24 protein-coding genes, 1 tRNA gene and 4 pseudogenes are annotated in these 21,023 nt (G+C 39.3%); 15 read left to right on the forward strand and 14 right to left on the reverse strand.

The annotated features are described in order from the left end of the window. Positions 1 to 28 precede the first annotated feature (28 nt). From JM64_RS09575 to JM64_RS09640, 14 genes are all read left to right on the forward strand, one after another. The gene (locus JM64_RS09575; RefSeq protein ID WP_064012413.1) at positions 29 to 661 is read left to right on the forward strand and encodes an epoxyqueuosine reductase QueH; all 633 of its coding nucleotides are present in this window, start codon (positions 29 to 31) and stop codon (positions 659 to 661) included. Then, a complete protein-coding gene (locus tag JM64_RS09580; protein ID WP_064012414.1) occupies positions 658 to 1,431 on the forward strand; it encodes a DUF4940 domain-containing protein in 774 nt (257 codons plus the stop codon). The genes JM64_RS09575 and JM64_RS09580 overlap by 4 nt, the downstream gene beginning before the upstream one ends. After that, a complete protein-coding gene (locus tag JM64_RS09585; RefSeq protein WP_064012415.1) occupies positions 1,403 to 1,864 on the forward strand; it encodes an ATP-binding protein in 462 nt (153 codons plus the stop codon). Before JM64_RS09580 ends, JM64_RS09585 begins: the two co-directional genes overlap by 29 nt. Positions 1,865 to 1,895: 31 nt before the next feature. Continuing rightward, complete coding sequence (locus JM64_RS09590) at positions 1,896 to 2,258, forward strand: divergent PAP2 family protein (protein ID WP_064012638.1); 363 nt, start codon at positions 1,896 to 1,898, stop codon at positions 2,256 to 2,258. Between the two features lie 75 nt (positions 2,259 to 2,333). Beyond that, positions 2,334 to 3,074: a transglycosylase SLT domain-containing protein gene (locus JM64_RS09595; RefSeq protein WP_064012416.1), complete on the forward strand. Its 741-nt coding sequence runs from the start codon at positions 2,334 to 2,336 to the stop codon at positions 3,072 to 3,074. A 32-nt stretch (positions 3,075 to 3,106) separates the two neighbouring features. After that, a complete protein-coding gene (locus JM64_RS09600; protein ID WP_231882388.1) occupies positions 3,107 to 3,901 on the forward strand; it encodes an ABC transporter ATP-binding protein in 795 nt (264 codons plus the stop codon). A 199-nt stretch (positions 3,902 to 4,100) separates the two neighbouring features. Next, positions 4,101 to 5,348, forward strand: coding sequence for a uracil-xanthine permease family protein (locus JM64_RS09605; protein WP_156487940.1), 1,248 nt, complete (start codon positions 4,101 to 4,103; stop codon positions 5,346 to 5,348). A 36-nt stretch (positions 5,349 to 5,384) separates the two neighbouring features. Then, on the forward strand, positions 5,385 to 6,587 hold the full coding sequence (locus tag JM64_RS09610; protein WP_156487941.1) for a 5-(carboxyamino)imidazole ribonucleotide synthase: 1,203 nt from the start codon (positions 5,385 to 5,387) through the stop codon (positions 6,585 to 6,587). 24 nt (positions 6,588 to 6,611) lie between these two features. Further along, complete coding sequence (gene purE, locus JM64_RS09615; RefSeq protein WP_064012417.1) at positions 6,612 to 7,145, forward strand: 5-(carboxyamino)imidazole ribonucleotide mutase; 534 nt, start codon at positions 6,612 to 6,614, stop codon at positions 7,143 to 7,145. Positions 7,146 to 7,150: 5 nt separating this feature from the next. Beyond that, on the forward strand, positions 7,151 to 7,858 hold the full coding sequence (locus tag JM64_RS09620; RefSeq protein ID WP_064012418.1) for a phosphoribosylaminoimidazolesuccinocarboxamide synthase: 708 nt from the start codon (positions 7,151 to 7,153) through the stop codon (positions 7,856 to 7,858). Further along, positions 7,837 to 8,085 carry a phosphoribosylformylglycinamidine synthase subunit PurS gene (gene purS, locus JM64_RS09625; RefSeq protein ID WP_064012419.1) on the forward strand — a complete coding sequence of 83 codons (249 nt, stop codon included), beginning with the start codon at positions 7,837 to 7,839 and terminating at the stop codon, positions 8,083 to 8,085. The genes JM64_RS09620 and purS overlap by 22 nt, the downstream gene beginning before the upstream one ends. Continuing rightward, positions 8,082 to 8,741, forward strand: coding sequence for a phosphoribosylformylglycinamidine synthase subunit PurQ (purQ, locus tag JM64_RS09630; RefSeq protein ID WP_064012420.1), 660 nt, complete (start codon positions 8,082 to 8,084; stop codon positions 8,739 to 8,741). The genes purS and purQ overlap by 4 nt, the downstream gene beginning before the upstream one ends. Continuing rightward, complete coding sequence (gene purL, locus JM64_RS09635) at positions 8,738 to 10,537, forward strand: phosphoribosylformylglycinamidine synthase subunit PurL (protein ID WP_064012421.1); 1,800 nt, start codon at positions 8,738 to 8,740, stop codon at positions 10,535 to 10,537. The genes purQ and purL overlap by 4 nt, the downstream gene beginning before the upstream one ends. A 160-nt stretch (positions 10,538 to 10,697) precedes the next feature. Continuing rightward, positions 10,698 to 11,627: a coiled-coil domain-containing protein gene (locus JM64_RS09640; RefSeq protein WP_064012422.1), complete on the forward strand. Its 930-nt coding sequence runs from the start codon at positions 10,698 to 10,700 to the stop codon at positions 11,625 to 11,627. Between the two features lie 73 nt (positions 11,628 to 11,700). On the opposite strand, the gene JM64_RS09645 is transcribed toward JM64_RS09640, so the two are convergent. The 3 genes from JM64_RS09645 to JM64_RS09655 all read right to left on the reverse strand — a co-directional run bounded on the left by JM64_RS09645 (position 11,701) and on the right by JM64_RS09655 (position 13,590). Further along, positions 11,701 to 11,777 (reverse strand) — tRNA-Pro (locus JM64_RS09645). A 98-nt stretch (positions 11,778 to 11,875) separates the two neighbouring features. After that, complete coding sequence (locus JM64_RS10195; RefSeq protein ID WP_231882390.1) at positions 11,876 to 13,243, reverse strand: HD-GYP domain-containing protein; 1,368 nt, start codon at positions 13,241 to 13,243, stop codon at positions 11,876 to 11,878. A 74-nt stretch (positions 13,244 to 13,317) separates the two neighbouring features. Then, on the reverse strand, positions 13,318 to 13,590 hold the full coding sequence (locus JM64_RS09655) for a hypothetical protein (RefSeq protein ID WP_064012423.1): 273 nt from the start codon (positions 13,588 to 13,590) through the stop codon (positions 13,318 to 13,320). A 226-nt stretch (positions 13,591 to 13,816) separates the two neighbouring features. Between JM64_RS09655 and JM64_RS09660 the strand changes: the two genes are divergently transcribed. Further along, a complete protein-coding gene (locus tag JM64_RS09660; RefSeq protein ID WP_064010992.1) occupies positions 13,817 to 15,175 on the forward strand; it encodes a response regulator in 1,359 nt (452 codons plus the stop codon). Between the two features lie 13 nt (positions 15,176 to 15,188). Here the strand turns inward: JM64_RS09660 and JM64_RS09665 are convergent, their stop codons facing one another. From JM64_RS09665 to JM64_RS10205, 11 genes and pseudogenes are all read right to left on the reverse strand, one after another. Next, positions 15,189 to 16,127: an RluA family pseudouridine synthase gene (locus JM64_RS09665; RefSeq protein ID WP_064012426.1), complete on the reverse strand. Its 939-nt coding sequence runs from the start codon at positions 16,125 to 16,127 to the stop codon at positions 15,189 to 15,191. Between the two features lie 157 nt (positions 16,128 to 16,284). Beyond that, positions 16,285 to 16,707, reverse strand: a pseudogene (lspA, locus tag JM64_RS09830) (signal peptidase II); the annotation flags it as partial. A gap of 21 nt (positions 16,708 to 16,728) precedes the next feature. Further along, positions 16,729 to 17,583, reverse strand: coding sequence for a CheR family methyltransferase (locus JM64_RS09670; RefSeq protein ID WP_064010994.1), 855 nt, complete (start codon positions 17,581 to 17,583; stop codon positions 16,729 to 16,731). Beyond that, positions 17,522 to 17,866 (reverse strand): hypothetical protein, encoded by a 345-nt coding sequence (locus tag JM64_RS09675; RefSeq protein WP_064012424.1) that lies wholly within the window; start codon positions 17,864 to 17,866, stop codon positions 17,522 to 17,524. Before JM64_RS09675 ends, JM64_RS09670 begins: the two co-directional genes overlap by 62 nt. Next, entirely contained in the window at positions 17,841 to 18,320 is a 480-nt protein-coding gene (locus JM64_RS09680) for a hypothetical protein (protein ID WP_064012425.1), read from the reverse strand. Before JM64_RS09680 ends, JM64_RS09675 begins: the two co-directional genes overlap by 26 nt. Positions 18,321 to 18,389: 69 nt before the next feature. After that, positions 18,390 to 19,148: pseudogene (locus JM64_RS09685) on the reverse strand (YebC/PmpR family DNA-binding transcriptional regulator). A 62-nt stretch (positions 19,149 to 19,210) separates the two neighbouring features. Beyond that, positions 19,211 to 19,825 (reverse strand): annotated as a pseudogene (gene clpP / locus JM64_RS09690) (ATP-dependent Clp endopeptidase proteolytic subunit ClpP). A gap of 249 nt (positions 19,826 to 20,074) precedes the next feature. After that, positions 20,075 to 20,131: pseudogene (locus tag JM64_RS10255) on the reverse strand (hypothetical protein); the annotation flags it as partial. Positions 20,132 to 20,162: 31 nt separating this feature from the next. Continuing rightward, on the reverse strand, positions 20,163 to 20,297 hold the full coding sequence (locus tag JM64_RS10235) for a hypothetical protein (RefSeq protein ID WP_269446854.1): 135 nt from the start codon (positions 20,295 to 20,297) through the stop codon (positions 20,163 to 20,165). After that, positions 20,269 to 20,523 carry a hypothetical protein gene (locus JM64_RS10305; RefSeq protein ID WP_409976133.1) on the reverse strand — a complete coding sequence of 85 codons (255 nt, stop codon included), beginning with the start codon at positions 20,521 to 20,523 and terminating at the stop codon, positions 20,269 to 20,271. The genes JM64_RS10235 and JM64_RS10305 overlap by 29 nt, the downstream gene beginning before the upstream one ends. Positions 20,524 to 20,558: 35 nt before the next feature. Next, complete coding sequence (locus tag JM64_RS10205; RefSeq protein WP_231882392.1) at positions 20,559 to 20,768, reverse strand: hypothetical protein; 210 nt, start codon at positions 20,766 to 20,768, stop codon at positions 20,559 to 20,561. Between the last annotated feature and the right edge of the window lie 255 nt (positions 20,769 to 21,023).

A 21,023-nucleotide genomic window follows, 5' to 3' on the forward strand; every position in this document is an offset into this window, starting at 1 on the left:
TCATCTTTGGTGTCTCTAGGAGGACTATATGCCTGAATACTCGCATAGCAATAAAAACAACTTTTCTGTCGAAAACGATGTGAAGAATTGTCATCTACTGCATGTATGTTGTGCACCCGATTTGGCAATTTCTTATTTGTCCGGTGCACGTGGTGATATTTTCTTTTACAATCCTAACATACATCCAAAAGCTGAATATGAGAAACGATACGCCGAAGTGATTAAAATTGCTGCACTCTTTAAAATGAATGTTCTGAAAGTTCCTTATAATCCTGACCTGTTCTTCAAGCTTACTAAAGGATTACAAAATGAACCTGAAGGCGGGACAAGGTGCGAGATTTGTATAAGAATGCGACTAGAAAAAACAATGGAATACGCGAAAGAAAATGGCTACAAGAGTGTTTCCACAACGCTGACAGCCTCTCCAAAGAAAAATGTAGCGATGATTGTGAAGATAGGAAAAGAGCTGGAAAAAAAATACGGTGTGGAATTTTTGCCTAATGTGTACCGCAAAAGTCCGCTTTACAACGATGCGCAAAAGCTTATAAGGAAAATGGGTATTTACAGACAAAACTACTGTGGTTGTATTTTCTCAATAAGAAATTCCGTTATAGTAGCCACTCAAGAAACTAAAACTGTAAAAAGTGGGGTCGAAGTATGAAAATATACCACAATTTAGAAGAAGTTGAAGAACCTAAGCGGTCGTATGCATCAATTGCTTTTTCATCGAAAGTCAGGGTTGAATATGAACATGCTGGCGAAAAACTTGCCCTCATCCCTGTAACTATTGGAGACCTTACGGTGGTTATCGAAATTGACGATGATAGAGAAGTATTCAATACTTTGTTGAACGAGCACATCAAAAACTCTATCCTGAAACAGTTTCCGTATCCGGAAGAGATTAGAGAGTTAGCCAGACATTTTCGCACAGAATTGAAGAATTTCAGAATTTTGGTTGTAAAATACAATAGTGTCGAAGAAAAGGAATTCTCAAGGTATTCACTGTCTAATATAACATTCGGTGTGGTGTCATATAATAAATTTGATGTCCATTTGTTACCAAGTAATGTAAAAGTCAGACCGAAGCCAGGATACTGTCTTTCACATGTTGTCCAAAAGCCTGAAGAAGGTATCAGGCAAGCATTTTTGATAGCCCGGTGGTTTGGTGGTGGAAGCTACGACCAACTGCCCAAATTAGCGCTTGAAAGCACTGACATTGACCTTGGGAAGTGGACAAATATAGTCAAATACATTGTTCTGTCAGATTTTGAAGAGAGGTATTTTTCTGGTATAATAAAAAAGCTAAACGAATTTAGAAGCGAGACATATTTTGACCCATTTGCTAGGCTTGAAACAATATCACTTGGCATAATACTCGCCAGGTCAGAGGGAGGAGGTAACTTTGAACCAGACAGTCACGATATCATTTAGAGCACTTACTGAAAATATAAAATTAGCACGAGTTGTTATACATACTTTTCTAACATTCCGAGGAGTGTTCGATAAAGATATATTCGATACGGAATTGGCTGTAAACGAAGCGATTGCAAACATTATTCAGCATACATACAAAGGTGAACCAAACTACATTGTGATGACGCTCAATTGGATAGAACCTGATACACTCGAGGTGTTACTCCGCGATTTTGGTCCGAAAGTGGACCCAACGAAAATCAAACCACGAGATTTAGATGATATCAGACCAGGAGGACTCGGAGTTTATATAATTCAACGCATCTTCGACATTATGGAATTCCGAAACGTGAGTCATGGAAATTTACTTTATCTAAAACGCTTCTTCTTAATACCTCCTAAAAAGCAGGAGCTTGGTAATTCAAATAATGAACCCTATCGAGAATATTGAGAAAACCGTCAAAACGGGGGAAAGAAGACAAATGGGCTTGCTCACAGGTTTGACAAAAAATCCATCTTTCATGTCTGCATTTTTTGGCTTTTTGGCAGCACAATTTTTGAAAGTGGTGATATACAAAGACTTCCGCGTATTTGGTAGGTACGGTGGTATGCCCAGTGCTCATGTTGCAACAACCTCAGCATTAGCTTGGGCTGTTGGTTACACTACAGGTTTTGATTCACCGCTTACAGCCATCGCTGCAATTTTCCTTGCTATTACAACAGCTGATGCTGTTGGTTTACGAAGAAATGTCGACCCCAATAAAGGACATACGCTAATGGAAGCTATCTATGGCTTCTTACTTGGGTGGATAGTCGCTCTGCTTACGGTTAAATTGTATCGATAATTTTGAATGAGTTGTAGTGAAATAGCCCAAGTCTTTTTTCGCAATTACATCATAATGCCAGGAGGGTAATTTACAATGTTTTTTAGATTACCGTTTAAAATTTTTGTTTTTGCAGTTTTGTTGCTTGCCATCTCGTTAACAAGTGTTGTTAGTTTTGGACAAGATGGTGAGCAGATAAAAACACCAAATTGGTTTAGAGGTGCGGTGATTAAGAAAAGAGCTGGTATGAATCTAAAGACCGCCCCAGAGTTTGTAGCTGACCTATGGAATGCGATATACACTATAGGCACAAAATACAACGTTCCCCCAACGCTTATAGCTGCTGTCATTTCTGTAGAAAGCAACTTCGCCAACGTGAAAGGTGCTGGAGACGTGGTAGGAATGATGCAAATTTCTATCTCCACAGCCAAAAATATATCGAAACTCCTCGGTCTCGAACAACCAAAAAACGGTTGGGATGAGCTCCTCACAAATTATTGGTTGAATATAACTTACGGTACTGCATACATCGCTTATCTTTACAAAAAGCATGGAACTTTTCAGAAAGCGCTCGAAGAATACAACAACGGAAAAAATAAAACTAAATACGCCCAGCTGATACTACAACAATACAACCTATACGAGAGCCTCCATTCTGCTGAAATAAGAAATAAACAGCAATTGGATACAAATAATTCTCCGACATCTTCTGAAGCAACAGATACTTTGAATACAACCAGTGCAACAAATTCACAACCAACATCAGATGCATCAAATACATCAGTTAACACTTCAGAAATCAAGGTCCCGCCTCTTTTCGGAGTTGCAGGTTATTAAGATATTTTTCGGTAGTTACTTAGGAATGTGGGGTGCATAGTTTGAAAGATGAAAAAATGAAAACTGAAACGATAGTAAAAATTGAACATTTATCTTTTTCTTACCCGAGTTTCAGTCTCAAAGATGTAAGTTTTGAGGTTCGGAAGGGAAGTTTCTTCGGCATTATTGGACCAAATGGTTCGGGAAAAACCACGCTACTCTCACTCATTATGAAATTCCAAAAGCCAAAAAGTGGGAAAATAACAGTTTATGGGAACGATGTGCTCAGGCTATCTCACAAAAAACTTGCACAGCTTATAGCTTACATCGCTCAAGACTTTAACCCTGCATACGATTTCACAGTTGAAGAATTGGTCGAGATGGGAGGAATCCCCCGCTCACCACATTTTTTCGAAACACCTGTTTACGAGGAAGAATTAGAAAATACTCTCAAAACAGTTGATTTGCTTGAATACCGAAAAAGAATATTCTCCACTCTTAGTGGAGGACAACAGCGCAGAGTCTTGATTGCACGCGCAATCTATCAAAACACACCTATCATCATTGCTGATGAATTGGTTAATCACTTGGATTTAGGGCAAGCAATTAAAGTGTTAGATTATCTAAAACAACTTACCGAACGTGGAAAGACGATAATTGGGACATTCCATGATATAACGTTAGCAGCGAAGTATTGTGATGAAATCGCTGTGATGAAAGATGGAAAAATAATCGCTATCGGTAAACCTTTAGACGTTGTAAATAGAGAGATTCTAAGCAATGTTTATGGGGTATCTCTGAATGTAATTAGGCATCCGGACAAAGGCTACCCAGTAATTTTAATTTAAATTAGATTATCACTTAGATTGAAAAACGCATAGCCATAATTTGCTAACCTATCATTATTTCAAGAGTTCTTAGTACGTTTTGTTACATTTGTCTTTGTTTCTTAACGTTGACTTTTTAAAAGTGCTTGTGGTAATATAAGGTTGTAAGACCTCAAAAACCTTTAAACTCGCCCAGTGAGGCGAGAAAGGAGGCGAAAAGATGGAAAAAGACGTTATTTTTGGTAATTCTGAACTCGAAAAGGCTGCTATTTCTAGTTCTCGTTTAGACCTACCTGCCTCGAAAAGGTTCCTCCTATCTCTCCAGCATTTTGTAGCGATGTTTGGTGCCACCGTTTTGGTTCCTCTTCTAACAGGATTAGACCCTCTTGTTGCTTTGTTTACCGCAGGACTTGGAACTTTGTTATTCCACTACATAACTGGTGGTATCGTTCCTGTCTTTCTGGGTTCCAGTTTTGCCTTTATAGCACCTGTTATAATTGTTAAAGAAAAATACGGAGACATACGTTATTCACTCGGCGGTATCGTAGTTGCAGGCACGGTATATTTGGTGTTCTCGTTAATTGTGAAACTGCTGGGAACGAACGTTATCAAAAAGCTCTTCCCACCTGTTGTAACCGGTCCCATGATAATGGTTATAGGCCTTGGTTTAAGCCCCGTTGCCGTTAATATGGCTTCCTCAAATTGGACGATTGCATTTGTAGTGATTATAACGGTTATCGCATCCGCAACGATATTCAAAGGTTTCTTCTCACTCATCCCTGTTCTTACCGGAGTTTTTGTCGGGTATATTACCTCCATCCTTTCTGGAATTGTTGATTTCACCCCTATAACAACTGCTGCTTGGTTTTCAACTCCGAACTTCACATTCCCAAAGTTCGATGCTGGAGCAATTAGCTTGATAGCTCCTGTTGCATTCGTTACAGTTATGGAGCACATAGGCGATATAACAACCAATGGAGCAGTCGTTGGAAAAAATTTCTTCGAAAAACCTGGTATCCACAGAACACTTCTTGGTGATGGACTTGCGACAATGGTTGCAGGTTTACTGGGAGGACCTGCCAACACAACATACAGTGAAAATACAGGAGTGCTAGCCATTACAAAAGTTTATGACCCTTCCATTTTGCGTGGCGCTGCCCTTCTTGCAATGCTGGTTGCTTTCTTCTCAAAATTCGGTGCTGTGCTGCAGACAATCCCCACACCTGTAATTGGCGGAGTGAGTTTAATACTATTTGGTATGATAGCTTCAATAGGTGTGAGAACATTGGTAGAAGCAAAAGTAGATTTCTCGAAATCCAGAAACCTTATTATTGCTGCATTAATCCTCACACTCGGTATCGGAGGAGCGAGCATCAAAATCGGTGTAGTGGAACTCAAAGGCATGGCACTAGCTGCAATCGTAGGTATTATCGCTAATCTTATAATTCCAGAGAAACTGGAAAAATAAAGGAAAGACCGCATAAAGCCGTGGGGGGATTAACTAATGGTAAGCTCAACAGAGAAAAGCATATATACCTTTCCTATCAAAGCCGTGGGGGTTATTGGAGGGGGACAGCTTGGAAAGATGTTAACATTGAAAGCAAAAGAAATGGGGTTCAAGGTTATCGCACTTGATAAAGACCCTAGCTGTCCTGTTTCTTCAATTTGCGATGAGTTGATAATCGGCTCATTGTACGATACGGAAAAACTACACGAACTTGCGAAAAAATCTGAGGTGGTCACATACGAAATAGAACATACAAATACGGAAGTTCTTAGACATCTCGAAAAAATCGGCACCAAAATTCTTCCTTCACCAGCACTCCTAGAATTGGTAAACGACAAACTACAGCAAAAATCTCACCTAATAAAGTATGGTATACCCACATCAAAATTAGTACGCGAAGTGACAAAGACTGACTCTATTGAGTACAAGTCACGCATGAAAGAACTCCCGCCATTTCCGTTTGTTCAAAAAGCACGGAAAGGTGGTTATGATGGAAAGGGTGTTGCAGTAATAAAGAGTGAAAAAGACGTAGATAAAATTTTGGAAACCGATTCATTTTTCGAAGAATTCGTGGAGATAGAAAAAGAAATCTCCGTTTTGGTTGCAAGGGATATTAAAGGGAATATAGTTTCATACCCTGTTGTTGAAATGGTTTTCGACGCTAGGTCAAATATCCTTGATATGCTCATTTCTCCAGCAAGAATACCAGAAGACACATCGCAGAAGGCAATTAGTATAGCCTATGATGTTATCAACTCTTTCGTTTCTTCTAATTTAAAAGCCGTGGGGGTTTTTGCTGTTGAGATGTTCATTACCAAAAGTGGAGACATCCTTGTTAACGAAATAGCCCCTCGCGTTCATAATTCTGGTCATCATACAATCGAGTCGTGTCTCACAAGTCAATTCGAACAACACCTTCGCGCTATAACTGGTCTTCCATTAGGTTCCACTAAACAGCACACTCCAGCTGTTATGATAAACCTCCTTGGTGAACCTGGATACACAGGCAAACCTGTTATAACTGGCCTTGAAGAAGTTTTGAAAATGGAAGGAGCACATCTACATTGGTATGGTAAATCAACAACTGCTCCTTTCAGAAAAATGGGACACATCACAATAATCGACGAAGATTTGAATTCAGCAATTCAAAAGGCTAAAATTCTTAGAGAGAGAGTTAAAATTATTTCCGAAAATACTTGAATTTATCTCATGAGGTGAAAAATTATGGGGAATGGAAATCCTCTCGTTGGAATAATAATGGGTAGCGATTCAGACCTCATTGTTATGAAAGACGCTGCACAAGTTCTCGAAGAGTTTGGTGTCCCTTACGAAATCACAATAGTCTCCGCACATAGAACTCCCGAAAGAATGTTCGAATACGCAAAAAAGGCTGAAGAAAGAGGAATAGAAGTAATAATAGCTGGCGCCGGTGGCGCAGCACACTTGCCTGGGATGACTGCATCAATAACAACTTTACCCGTCATAGGTGTGCCAGTCAAAGCCTCAAATTTGGAAGGACTAGACTCTCTCCTTTCGATTGTACAAATGCCAAAAGGCATACCTGTAGCCACGGTTGCAATTAACAACGCCAAAAACGCCGGTCTACTTGCTGTCTCAATCCTTGGGATAAAGTATCCGCAGCTGCGAGAAAAATTAAAGATGTATAGAGAACGTATGAAACAGGAAGTTTTAACAAAGGCTGACGAATTAGAAAATAATGGATACACCAACTATCTAAAATCCCATTTCCAGAGGTGAAAAAAATGGGTGGAACTCTTTTATACGAAGGAAAAACAAAAATTGTAGAACTCTCAGAAGATGGTCAAAGTGTCATACTAACGTTTAAAGATGATATCACCGCAGGCGATGGTGCTAAACACGATGTGCTAGCTTTAAAAGGTCAATACTGCTCAGAGATTACTGCACGATTGATGCATTATCTAAACACAAAAGGCATCTACACAATGTTTCTTAACTACATACCTCCCAACAAAATTCGAGCTCGCAAGCTTAAAATGATACCTCTTGAAGTTATCGTAAGGTTTAAAAAAGCTGGCTCTTTTGTGCGACGTTACGGTGGAACCGAAGGGGAAGATTTACCAGTTCCCCTTGTTGAATTCACATACAAAAGTGATGTTATGCATGACCCTCTAATGTGTATCGAACATCTTGAAGTGCTCGGTATTTTAAGCATGCAACACGCTACAATAATCATTGACGAAGCAAAAAAAGCAGCAACGCTCCTAAAAGAACTCTTTACCTTACACGGATTCGAACTCTGGGATATAAAATTTGAGTATGGATTCGATGAATCAGGTAACATCTGCCTTGGTGATGAGATTTCACCTGATACGATGCGTTTAAGGAAAGCCGGAGAGATATTCGATAAGGATATCTACAGACGAAATCTTGGGAATCCAATAGAAAAATACGAGGTGGTGCTGAACTTATGCAGAAGTATACTTTTGTAATCGATATCCAATACAAAAGCAACGTACGTGACCCAAGGGGAGAAACGATAAAAAGGGTGCTCAACGAAGAATATTCTATTCCAGTAAGTTCTCTAAGGTTAGGCAAATCCATACATCTTGAGGTTGAAGCTGAAAGCGAAGAACAAGCAAGGCAACTTGTTGAAAAGGCCTGCAGTGAACTTTTAGTAAACCCGGTTACTGAAACGTATGAGGTGAGAAAGCTATGACTCTTCCAAAAGCCCAGGTAGTTGTGTACCCTGGGAGTAACTGTGATAGGGATGCCCTTTGGGCATGTAAATACGTAGGATTTGATGCAGAATTCATAGATATCTATTCTGATATAGATGCTGACTTATTGGTCCTACCTGGTGGTTTTTCATACGGAGATTACCTTCGTGTTGGAGCTGTAGCTGCCCGTGAACCAATTGCTCAAAAGATAAAAGAGTTTGTGAGCCGTGGGGGGCTTGTTATTGGTATTTGCAACGGCTTCCAGATACTTGTCGAAATGGGGCTCTTAGATGGCGCTCTTCTTCAAAATTCTAATGGAAAGTTCATCTGCAAGATTGTAGATTTGGAAATTGTGGACAACTCAACGCCTTTCACCAGCTATTACTTAAAGGGCGAACGTATCAGATTACCTATTGCTCACGGGTTCGGCAGATATGTAAAGACTAACGATGTCAATGTAGCCCTTAGATACGTAGAAGACGTTAACGGCAGTGACCAGTTGATAGCCGGAATAACTAACACCAATAAGAACGTTTTTGGTTTGATGCCACACCCTGAACGTGCAATGGAAAAGATACTCGGCTCGGATGATGGATTGAGGGTATTTTTATCTGCGTTCAACTATATCAAAAATAACGGTGGTGTTAGGGGATGAAGTACTTAGATATCCTTGAAACGAGGTTGGGTAGAAAAGCAACAAGAGAGGAAATAGAAGCGTTCACAGTGATGTGGAGTGAGCATTGCGGTTATTCTCATACAAAAGGTTACATAAGGCAATTGCCAAAAGTGGGAACTGGTGGTAACGCAGGAGTCGTACCACTTGATGATTACCATTTCTTAGCGTTCAAAGTTGAGAGCCACAACCATCCCAGTGCTATTGAACCTTTTAACGGAGCAGCAACAGGTGTAGGTGGAATTATACGAGATGTGCTCGCTATGGGCGCCAGACCTACAGCAATACTTGATTCACTGCACATGGATAAAGTAATCGATGGGATTATCGAAGGAATTTCCGACTACGGTAATTCCATAGGCGTGCCTACCGTGGGTGGAGAGTTAAGGATTTCAGATTTTTACAAACACAACCCTCTTGTTAACGTAATGGCAGTTGGGGTTGGGAAAAACGAGCACCTAATACCTTCAAAAGCTACAAAACCCGGTCAGGTTATCGTTATCTTCGGAGGTGCAACCGGAAGGGACGGTATCCACGGTGCTTCATTTGCTTCGGAAGATTTAACAGGCGAAAAAGCTACGAAACTTTCCATCCAAGTGGGAGACCCATTTGCTGAAAAATTGCTTATCGAGGCTTTCCTGGAAATGGTTGAGAAAGGACTTGTCGAAGGAGCACAAGACCTTGGTGCAGGAGGAGTTCTATCCGCCACAAGCGAACTTGTCGCACGTAGTGGATTAGGTGCTATTGTGCACCTTGAAAAGGTTCCACTCCGTGAACCAGATATGCTGCCAATTGAAATTTTGATAAGCGAAAGCCAGGAACGGATGGCTGTAGTTACATCGCCAGAAAAAGCTGAAGAAGTTCTCAAAATAGCGAAAAAACACTTGCTCTTCGGAGCTGTCGTTGCTGAAGTTACAAATACCGGTAGATACGTGGTAAAATACCACGACCAAATCATCATAGATGTGCCTGCAAAACTCCTCGAAGATTCCCCTGAAGAACCTATCCACGACTATACCCCATCACCGCTCAAAAAATTCAGATGGATAAGATTCAAAGACGTTGATGCACACAACGTGTTTGAAAGATACGACTATATGGTGGGAACAGACACTATACTACCACCTGGTTTCGGTCCAGCAGTGATGAGGGTGAAAAATTCCATTGGATATTCATTGACAATACATAGTCGTGCCGATATAGGAACTCAGGACCCATACTGGGGAGCTTACATAACTGTTTTAGAGGCTATCAGAAAAACTCTGTCTGTTGGAGCAAATCCTGTTGCAATAACTGATGGTATAAACTACGCAGACCCTGATATTGAACCTCTTGGACTCGCAGGTCAAATGAAAGGTTTAAAAGATGCGTGCGAACAATTCAGCGTGCCTGTTGCTTCAGGTAATGCTTCACTTTACAATACCTATAAAAGGAAAGGAATCCCACCAACACTCGTCGTTGGTATGGTTGGAAAAGTGGAAAACTTAAATATCCCTAAACCATCTAAAGGACCTGTCTACGCTGTTGGGTATCCTGATTTTTCAATTGCGCAAGAGAGAAAGTTACAAGAAGAAATCGTAAGATTGGTAAAAAATGGGCATTTTGTTCTTTCAATGCACGACTATTCCAGAATTACAACATTTAAAACCGCTTTGGCAAAACTCGGACTGAATTTGAGAATTCAAATCCCAAGAACTGAGCCTGTGCACCAATTGATTATTGTTTTTGGCGAACCGAAGACAAACTTGCCTGTTCGAAAAATAGGATTTTGCTACTAATAACTTTTCATAAATTCTCTCAAGGTTCTGGCGCAAAGGCGCCATTTTTTTATTTGAGACAGACTAAAATTTGTTGGAACTTTTTTAGAAGTTCCGTTGTATAATAATATCAAGTTTGAAGACCAAGCTTTTTCCAAATCTTCGAAAAGGGGGGATTTTGATGAGAAAGTTAGTTACTGTTGTTGCGGTTTTCATACTAATAGCGTTCCTACAGCTTCCGATATTTGCCGAAACCAGTTCTGGGCATCAACACGAAGAAGGTGAAGAGTGTGCTTGTGAAGTCGCTGAGACAAAGGATATAACCATATCTGTAGAAGAATTGCAAACTACTGATGAGGAGCTCAGAGAACGGCTTTCAAATCTTGAAGAAATAACAAACATGCTGTACGAATTGATTGGTAGTAAACTTAGCAGTGAAGATTTTGAGGCTTTTTCTTACGAATTGGAAAACAGGCTTGCTAATATTGAACAAGAGCTTCTGAATTTAAAGGCAACCGTAGAAACAGGACTTCCAGCTGTTCGTGATATGATTTACGAGCTCTCTTCAAACTTGGCTTCATTGGAGAACAGATTAACAGAATACATCAATCTTGCTGTCGCAGAAGCAAGTGAAGAATTAAAATCAAATATCTTGGAAGAAATCAACCAAAAAATTTCAGATATTGAAGTAACTCTCGATATCCATGACTCGGACATCTTAAAACTCTACGATATAACCTCTACGTTAACCAACAAGATAGAAAAAATAGAAGCGTCCATACCCGACGTTTCTCCACTACAAGAATCTATAGAAACTATCTCTTTGAGAGTAGACTTGCACGATCAAGATATTGTAAATATATTCGATACCCTCAACACCAAAGCATCATTCGAAGATGTTGAGCAAATGATTGTTCCTCTCAAAGAAGAAATGAACAATATCTCATCAGCTTTGCGATCCATTACCACTAAAGTCAACTCACAAGATATAGATATAATCAAATTATACAATTCTATCGCTCAACTCAGCGAAGAACTACAAAGATTGGCTGGTAGGTTGTCACTAATAGAAACAATAGTTCGGGAATTGTATCAAAAGTCAGGAAAATAAATTAGCAAACAAAAAACCAACAAAAGCCCGGGAAACCCCGGGCTTTTTTTAGCTTAAAAGTCTTCCTATCAACTGGTCTGGGCGGTGGGACTTGAACCCACGACCACCAGATCCCGATTCTGGCGTTCTAGCCATCTGAACTACGCCCAGATTACAAAATCACCAAGAATCACCAAACCCAAACTTTATTTTATCACATATAGTAGGATTTATCAAGTTTGTTTTCACAACCATACCTCAAAACATATCTACCTTCTGTTGTTGATCTCCTCCCAGACGCGCTTTATCTCTTCGCTGTTTTCTCTAAGTATTTCTAACACCCTAGGGTCAAAGTGTTCAGGTTTTGTTCTGCCGTCACCTTCAAAAATAATTTTTAAAGCCTCCTCATGGGATAAGGCTTTTTTATACGGTCTTTCTGACCTCAACGCATCGTATATATCAGCAAGCGCCACAATCCTTGCTTCTATTGGTATCTCTTCTCCCTTCAGTCCTTTCAAATAACCGCTACCATCGTATTTTTCATGGTGATAAAGTGCTATATTTCGTGCTATTTCAAAATACTCGGAATCACCAAGAAGTTTACCAGCATACTCAACATGTTTTTTCATAATCTCAAATTCTTCATCGGTCAGCTTACCAGGTTTGTTGAGTATATCATTTGGAACTAGTATCTTTCCAATGTCATGGAGCGGAGCAAAAGCCCGGATTTTATTTATTTTTTCTGGCTCAAGACCTAACTTTTCCGCAAACCACGCCGACAATTTACCAACCCGTTCAATATGGTTACCGGTCGTCTCATCGTAACTTTCTGCAATAACAGATAGTTGGTGCGCAAATGACAAGTAAGACTCCTCTATCTCTCTTTCAAGTTCTAACAATTTGTTGAAGGAATTTTCCAAAGCTTTGTTCATTGCAAGCATTTCTTCAAATGAAGCAGCTATTTCCTGAGCGAGCTCGTTATATTCATTTGCAATTTCTTCTATCTCTTGGATATCAGTTTTTACAGGATAGGGGTTGTAAGTTTTATTTATGAGGAACTCTTTCATGGAGGATATCAATGGTCCAAATGGAGAAGTAACTGCTTCCGCTATCTTTTTGCTACCCTGTGCAACAAAGAATATGGCACCAAAATTGACAGCAAGTATTAATATGAGCGTCACCACAATGGGTGTCAGATAACGATTAATTGTGTATTCAACATAAAAGTATACAGGGGTAAATATGCTGTTTCTTCCAATATCTACAGTGAGTCTTCTAAATACGTAAACTTTGTGTAGACTCATTTTTTCCAAATAGTTACTGTCTGACGGCAACTTTTTAGTGAGAGGCTTTAGTCGTGTAATATACTCCTGCATTTTATCGTCTGGTATTTGTTTCAAGTCTTTGTCGACACTGTATATTGCTTCGCCTTTCGAATCCAACACGATAAGCTTATTAGCTCCAAGGCTTGCCAGCATTTTCGCTATTTTGTCTAAAACCCCTTGGGCGTAGATTTTTGAAACTCTTGCCTCGAATATATCACCGTTGACAATCAGATAAATACTCTTTAGTATTCCGTACGACTTTAATTCATTGTATATGTAGTAACTGTAATTGTATTTTTTAACATCCTCCAAAGATAAAAACCTCGGAACATTGTCTACCTTGGAAAATCTTAATATTCCGAATTCCCCAACGTAAAGATCGTTTTTTAGCGCTTGTGAAAGAAGCGAATAAGGTAAACCCCTTTTAAACCCTCCAAATACATTTCAGTAATCCGAGATATAATCTCATCATCTTTCTTAAGCTCCGACAATGTTTCTTCAACTCTGTTCTCATAAATACTCTGCTGGATATTACGGATATTCAACACAGAGACGTACATTATGTAAATCCCCGACACCATCACAACTACTGCTAACAATATCATTGTTACAATAAAAAGTTTTGTTACTTTTTTGCTAATGAGCTCACTTAACTTCACTTACCTTCCATTCCCTTTCCACCCCTGTTTTGGATAGTTTTAAGTATTCGTTTATAATTATATCACCTTTCCTATCCTCGGAAATGTCCTAAATAGAAAATTTCAGTTCAATAACTTCTATGATATGATATGTTTGTGAAGTTAACGTCTCTTTCTTGTGAAATCTTTTAAAAGCGATTGGACTTTTTGTTATCTGTTGCCAACTATCACTTTTGGAGGTCTGCGTATGGAAAGAACAAAAGTTATGATTGTTGATGATTCCAAAACAGTCCATGCAGAACTTTCATCAATATTAAGCGAGCTCATTTGGAATGGTAAAGATTTAGATATTGAACACACTTACGGATACGAGGAGTTCAAAAAAATCTTTGTCCCCGAAAAATACGCGCTTGTGATAACCGATTTAGTAATGGAGAGCGATGACGCGGGAATTAAAGTTATAAACCACATCAGACACACGTGCAATGATAAAAAAACGAGGATAATCTTGATGACTGCGAATCCTGAGAAAATTCCAACTGATTTGCTTACAAGAGACTACGATATAAATGCTTATATAGAGAAGGAAAGTCTTTCCCCATTTTCAACAAAACTCACAGTTTTGTCGCTTCTCAAAACTTACCAAGATATAACGTCACTTGAACAAGCAATCGTTACCTTAGAAAATGTTGCAGCAAACGCTTCCGAAATGAGTCTTCCAGAGCTGCTTATAAATACCTTTCTCCAGGTGCGCACGTTTTTGTGCTTAAAACTTCCGGATATTAAACTCACCGGAGAAATCTTCGTGAACAACGAGCGTATTTTCCCACCAAAGTTTATGAACAGCGAACATTTGGAATATAGATACGATTTTCACACAAAAGTTCAAAAGGACAATATTCTTTTTGTGGTCTATTCACCAAAACAACTGAACTCACTTGAAACATCATACATAAGAAGCCTTTTGAAAAACCTTCAAACGTCCCTTATTTCCACAAAACGTTCAGATATTGAGGAAGAATTTGTTATCATGCTTTCTAAAGTTATTGAGGCAAGATCAGCAGACACCGGAGACCATGTGAATCGCGTTGCCGAACTATCTTGTTATTTGGCAGAATACCTCGGTTTTAGCTCCAGTGATGCAAAGTTAATCAAGAAAGCCTCAGCATTACACGACATTGGAAAAGTCGGAGTGCCTGATTACATATTAAACAAACCGGGGAAACTCGATGAGAAGGAATTTTCAATTATAAAAGAGCATACCTTAATCGGTTTCGAAATTCTTAGGAATTCTACGTTAAACATCTTTGAGATAGGTGCGGTCGTCGCTCTGGAACACCACGAAAGGTGGGACGGAAGTGGCTATCCCTATGGCCTTCAAGGCGAGGAGATAGCAGTAGAAGCACGAATAGTTCAAGTCGCCGATGTTTTTGAAGCTTTAACACACGATAGGTGCTATCGTCCCGCCTGGTCCGTTGAAAAGGCAGTTGAATACATGAACGATATGAAAGGCAGGCAATTCGACCCAATGGTGATTGATGCGTTCAACAAACACTTAAAAGACATGATTGCTATAGTGAAATCCAACTATAGCGAAGAAGTTTGAGAATTTTCGAATCTTATGGTTTTGCCTCCAAGAAATCTTGGATGTTTTTTATCGCTCTGGCAAAATCTTCTGGTAGTCTTGCTATGAATTTTACACGTTCACCAGTTCTTGGATGGAAAAATGAAAGGCTGAGTGCATGGAGCATCTGTCTGTGAATATCAAATTTCTCATCTTCTTTAGCTTTTCCGTAAACTTCATCACCCATAAGTGGATGACCGATGTATTTCATATGAACCCTAATCTGGTGCGTTCTTCCAGTTTTGGGCCACGCAAAAACTAAGGAAGCCAAGTTCCCAAACTTTCTTATGACTTTGTAATGTGTGAGTGCTGGTTTGCCATATGTACTCTGAGTTACTGTCATCTTAACTCTGAGCACAGGATTTCTGGCGATGCTTACATCGATATCTCCTTCGTTTTTTTCAGGCACACCTTTAACTAAGCATACATACAGTTTTTCTGTGACCCTGTCTTTGAACTGTTTAGTGAGCGATTGATGTGCTAAGTCATTCTTTGCAATTACCATCACACCACTTGTATCTTTATCAAGCCTATGGACAATACCAGGTCTCAGCACCCCGCCAACACCTTGTAAATCTTTACAATGATACAAGACTGCGTTGACAATGGTTCCCGAGGTGTGGGATGGAATGGGGTGGGTTATTATTCCTGGTTGTTTGTTGATTACCAATATATCACGGTCTTCGTATATTATGTCCAGCGGTATGTTCTCAGGCAGGATTTCCGGAATCTGGGGCTTCTGAGGTACCATCAAGGTAATTGTATCCCCAGACTTCACCTTGTAGCTCGGCTTCTTCAAAGTTCCATTCACCAGAACCTCGCCATTCTTTATTGCTTTCTGGATGAATGTTCTTGAAATCCAGTCTGGAGTCTTTTCCATGACGAATTTGTCCAGGCGCCAGCCATCTTCCCTGTTCGTTACCTGTATATCCATTTTTTCCAGTTGAGGAGTTGGTTGTTCTAATTCCTCCATCTCTTCTATCTCTTCCATCTCTTCCATATTCTCGAACTCTTCCATAAATTCCCTCATATATTCCTTTATTTTCCCTCCGGTTGTCTATATTTTCATCATTTTCTATTTGTTTCTTGGCTTTCGATTCAGCGATAAGCATTTGAATCATAATCCCTATGCTACCAATGAAGATAAAGATGTCCGCAACGTTTATTATCGTCGGCCAGTAGTCGAACGTAAGGAAGTCAACAACATAACCGTATCTTATACGGTCAACCAAGTTTCCTAAGGCTCCACCAACGATGAAACCAATAAACATCTCTGTCAGCTTGCTAACTTTGAACAGCAAAGGCACCAAGGAAGTGATAACAATAATTAGCAAGGTGAGGTAAATAACCGCTTCTTTGACTCCTGGAAACAGTCCAAAAGCAATTCCCCTGTTAGTTGCATACGTAAAATGGAAGAATCCAAATAGGTTTTTTATCTCTCCAAAACGAAGGTATAACGTCGCTAAATGTTTTGTAATCTGGTCCAACGTTAGTGAAAGAACTATCCAGAACATCTTATCATTCCTTATCAGTTTTTACTTGACCTTCTTATAGATAAACGGTGAAGCAACTTCTAATCCAAGGTTTCTGTAGTTGAATATTCTTTCCGTGTTTCCTACAAAGAGTAACCCACCAACGCGAAGACTTTCAGCGAACTTTTTGTAAAGTTGTTCTTTTGCTTCCATCTCAAAGTAAATAACAACATTGCGGCACAATATTAAGTCAAAGCCCTTTTCAAACGGGTCTTGCAGTAGGTTGTGCCTTTTAAACTGGACACGTGCTTTTACATTTGGCTTTACTATGTATTTTCCATCTCGAACGATGAAGTATTTTTTGATGTATTCAGGTGGTGTGCTAGCCATTGAGCGCTGTTCATACTCACCTATCTGTGCTCTTGTGAGTACGCCAATATCTATGTCGGTAGCTAAAATTTTAGCTGTTGGAGGCGCTTTGAGCTCTTCAAGTAGTATCGCTAACGAGTATGGCTCTTCTCCCGAAGAACACCCAGCACTCCAAGCTTTAAACCTTGGTCCACTTTCTTGGAGAAGTTGTGGAAGAAATACCTTTTTGAGCTCTTCCCATTTTTCTGGATTTCTGAAGAACTCTGTGACATTGATAGTGAGCTTATCTAAGAACTCATCACGCTTTTTGGTGTCTTTTGAAATAAGGTCTAAGTATTCTTTATAGCTTTTGCAATTGTATTTTCTTATAAGCATCTCTATGCGCCTTTTCATCCTTTCCGGTTTGTATCCGGAAAGGTCTAATCCCATAGTCTCTTTTATTTTTTCAACAAACCATTCGAATTGGTCCCAAGGAAGCTCTTGAATATCACCAGATTGGAAATTCGAAATCCAAGCGAACTTCTTTTCCTTGAAGTCGTCCAACGACATATAAATCACCCACTTTCAAGGTAATTTTACCTGCAATAGTCTTCTGACCATCTATTTCATCGTTTATCAAATTGATTTCCAGATTATCGGCCTTGAGAGTGAAACCAAACTTTGATGAAAGGCTACCGTTTTCATAAAAAACAAGTGTGTATACAATGAACGAGTTGTCACTCAGTAAAACTCCGAGTCCTGTCTTTTCACCAATAAACAAGTATGTTTTATTGCCAGCTCCTAAAGTAATTCCATTTGGTGAATTTTCAAAAAAGATGTCCAAACCATACATTTTTGAACGTTAGGTTGGTACGTGACACATCACTGAGGATTGAAAAATAGTCGTTTTTGTGTATATACCCATTTGAGAAATAGCCTGTGTTAACCCATGTTGCATACCAACCCTTTTTAGCCGGATTGGCAAATGTTGTAAACGGAATGTCGATGTTTAAATCAGAATAGGTGACTCTGTAGGGGTCATTTATAAACTCAAAATACTCAAAGACATCAGCAAATTTGGGAGTGATTTTTATAAAACCTTGCTTCTGTGCGAGTTCAACATCGACTTTGAACTTGGTTTTGAATTTCCAAAATGAAAAATCATATCGGGTTGATAGTTTGTACGTAGTATCAAATGGAGAGACGCCAAAAAAGAGCGTCTCTCCCATTAAAAGTGTATTGATGGTGAGAATAAAAACAGTTGCGAGTAGCAGATGTATCCTAAAAGTTGGAGCTCTGTTCTCCAATGTTTTCAGCTCCATTCTCAAAATTTATACTTTCTGTCAATCAATACGAACATCGAGCTTCTCAACTACTTACCCTTCCAATTTTGCCATTATCGCTTCAAGTTCTGCATCATCGATGTCGAAGTTGCCAAATACTTCTTGAACATCGTCGTTATCTTCAAGTGCATCTATAAGTTTCAGCACTTTTTCCGCATCAGAACCGCTGACTTTGACACTGTTCTTTGGCTTGTACGTGATTTTCGCAGTTCCTTCGAAACCGTTCTTTGCTAGATTTTCTCTCAATGTCGTCAAGTTTTCAGGAGCAGTGTAAACAAGAACTGGGTCTCCCTCTTCAATGTCTTCCGCACCAGCATCAATAGCCAACAATGTAAACTCATCCATATCAGCTATTTTTTCTCTGGGAATTTCTACAACACCTTTTCTTTCAAATATCCAAGCAACGGAACCGCTTTCTGCAAGTGAACCACCATTTTTGCTGAGTATGTGTCTCAATTCTTGAGCGGTCCTATTTTTGTTATCTGTCAAAGCTAATATGTAAAGTGCAACTCCACCTGGCGCGTATGCTTCGTAGATAACTTCTTCGTACTTTTCACCTTCTAACTCTCCGGTACCTTTCTTAATGGATCTTTCAATTGTATCTTTTGGCATGTTTGCTTCTCTTGCTTTTTTCAAGAACTGCTCTTAGTCTTGGGTTTGTTTCTGGATTTCCGCCACCTTCTCTTGCAGCAACAATGATTTCCCTGATAATCTTCGTAAATATCTTAGACCTCTTCGCATCCTGGGCAGCCTTCCTGTGCTTAATGTTTGCCACTTATTGTGACCTGACATACTCTCTTCTTCCCTACTTAGATTTCTCGTTTTTTAAACGCTAACGAATTGACTTTTGTTTTCTATCTTTCTCCAGGCATAATCACCTTGTCTATATATACCATATTCCTGTGCCTCTTGTGCACTCATGAAGAAATCTCTATCGGTGTCTTTTTCTATCTTTTCTATGGGTTGTCCAGTGTGTTTGCTGAGAATTTCGTTTATGAGATGTTTAATTCTTAAAAGCTCTTTTGTCAGTATTTCTACATCCTTGGCAGTTCCCTCAGCACCACCGAGTGGTTGGTGAATCATTATACGACTATTTGGAAGCGAAAATCTCTTTCCTTTTGTACCCGCCGCCAAAAGCACCGCAGCCATCGATGCCGCCTGACCAATACAGATAGTTGCAACATCACATTTTACATATTGCATCGTATCGTATATTGCAAGCCCAGCTGTTACTAAGCTCCCGGTGAGTTGATGTAAAGTTGTATATCTTTGTCTGGGTTCTCTGCCTCCAAGAATAATAATTGTGCTACAACCAAATTCGCTACATGGTCGTCTATAGCGCTACCAAGGAATATAATCCTATCTTTTAGTAACCTTGAATAAATATCGTAAGCACGTTCATATCTACCGGTTGTTTCGATAACTATTGGAACATATTGGTCAAGTATTTTTTTCATTTCTTTATCCATATCCATAAGTTCTCATCTCCCCAAAGGTCTTAAAGGTGTTACTGGATTATTCTGATTGTTCCTTTTCAAACTTCTTACTTATTTTCTTGCTCTTTAAATGATACTTCCTCTATTTGTGCTTTTTCTGCAAGGATTTTTGCAACCTTTGACTCTACTATCTCCATAACTACTTCGTTTCTTATATCCTGTCTGCTCCTTAATTATCGCTTCCGCTCTGTCGGGACTTACTCCCCATTCAACTGAAACTCTTTCTGCATAAGTTTTTATATCTTCCGTATCGACTTTGATATTGTTCTCTTCAGCAATTTTCTTTACAACTAAATTTTCTTTATCATATTCAAATAGTAATTTCTGAGCTCTTCGATAAGCTTCTCCTCACTGCCGTAAGTTCTGAACATATGAATTCGTATTTTCCGTCTTCTTTTAGATTATCTATGATGTTCTCAACAGCCCTTTCTAATTGTCTTCTCACTGATTTCTATCTCAGTAATTTCCGGAATTTGAGCTATTATTTGTGCACGGTAGGATTCCGCTAATTCTCTATCGTATATCTCCTTGCCTTCGGTTCTGAACTTTTCTTTGAGTTGCTCAGTTGTTTCTACATTCTCGATTGCTAAGGATTTTACGAACTCGTCTGTAAACTCTGGAAGAATTCTCTTGTAAACTTCCTCTACCTCAAGGATGTATTTGTAAACAATTTTGTCATCGCCTTTTTCGAAAGTTCTTTCGAATTTTACAACATCGCCTTTTTCCTACCAAAGAGTTGCTTTACAACTTCTCTTTCATCATCCTTCGAAAGAACGTATTCTCTTTCTTCTGCATCTCTGAGTTTCTTTTCTCCGAGCATAACTGTTTCTTTTACTTTGACCAGGTCGCCTTCCTCAGCCTGTCCATCTTTTGGCTCAAGTATGGCATTTTCCTCTATGATATATTTTACCCTCATATCTACGTAACCATCGAGGACTTCTTCTTCTTTGCCTTTCTCAATTTGAGTTTTGTGGGCTCAAACTTAACCTCTGGTTCTGTATGGAGTTCAACAACAACTTTTCCATTTTCGGCAGAGAACTTGGCATCTGCAATTTACTGGTGGGAGGAGCAGTTGAAGTTCTTCTTTGTCAAGTCTATTCTCTATTTCTTTAATTGCCTCGTTTGCGACGTAGATTTCATAGAAGGCATCTTTTAATCTTAGCTTGTAAAC

This window comes from Fervidobacterium pennivorans (assembly GCF_001644665.1).
In the GTDB taxonomy this organism is placed as follows: Bacteria; Thermotogota; Thermotogae; order Thermotogales; family Fervidobacteriaceae; genus Fervidobacterium; species Fervidobacterium ngatamarikiense.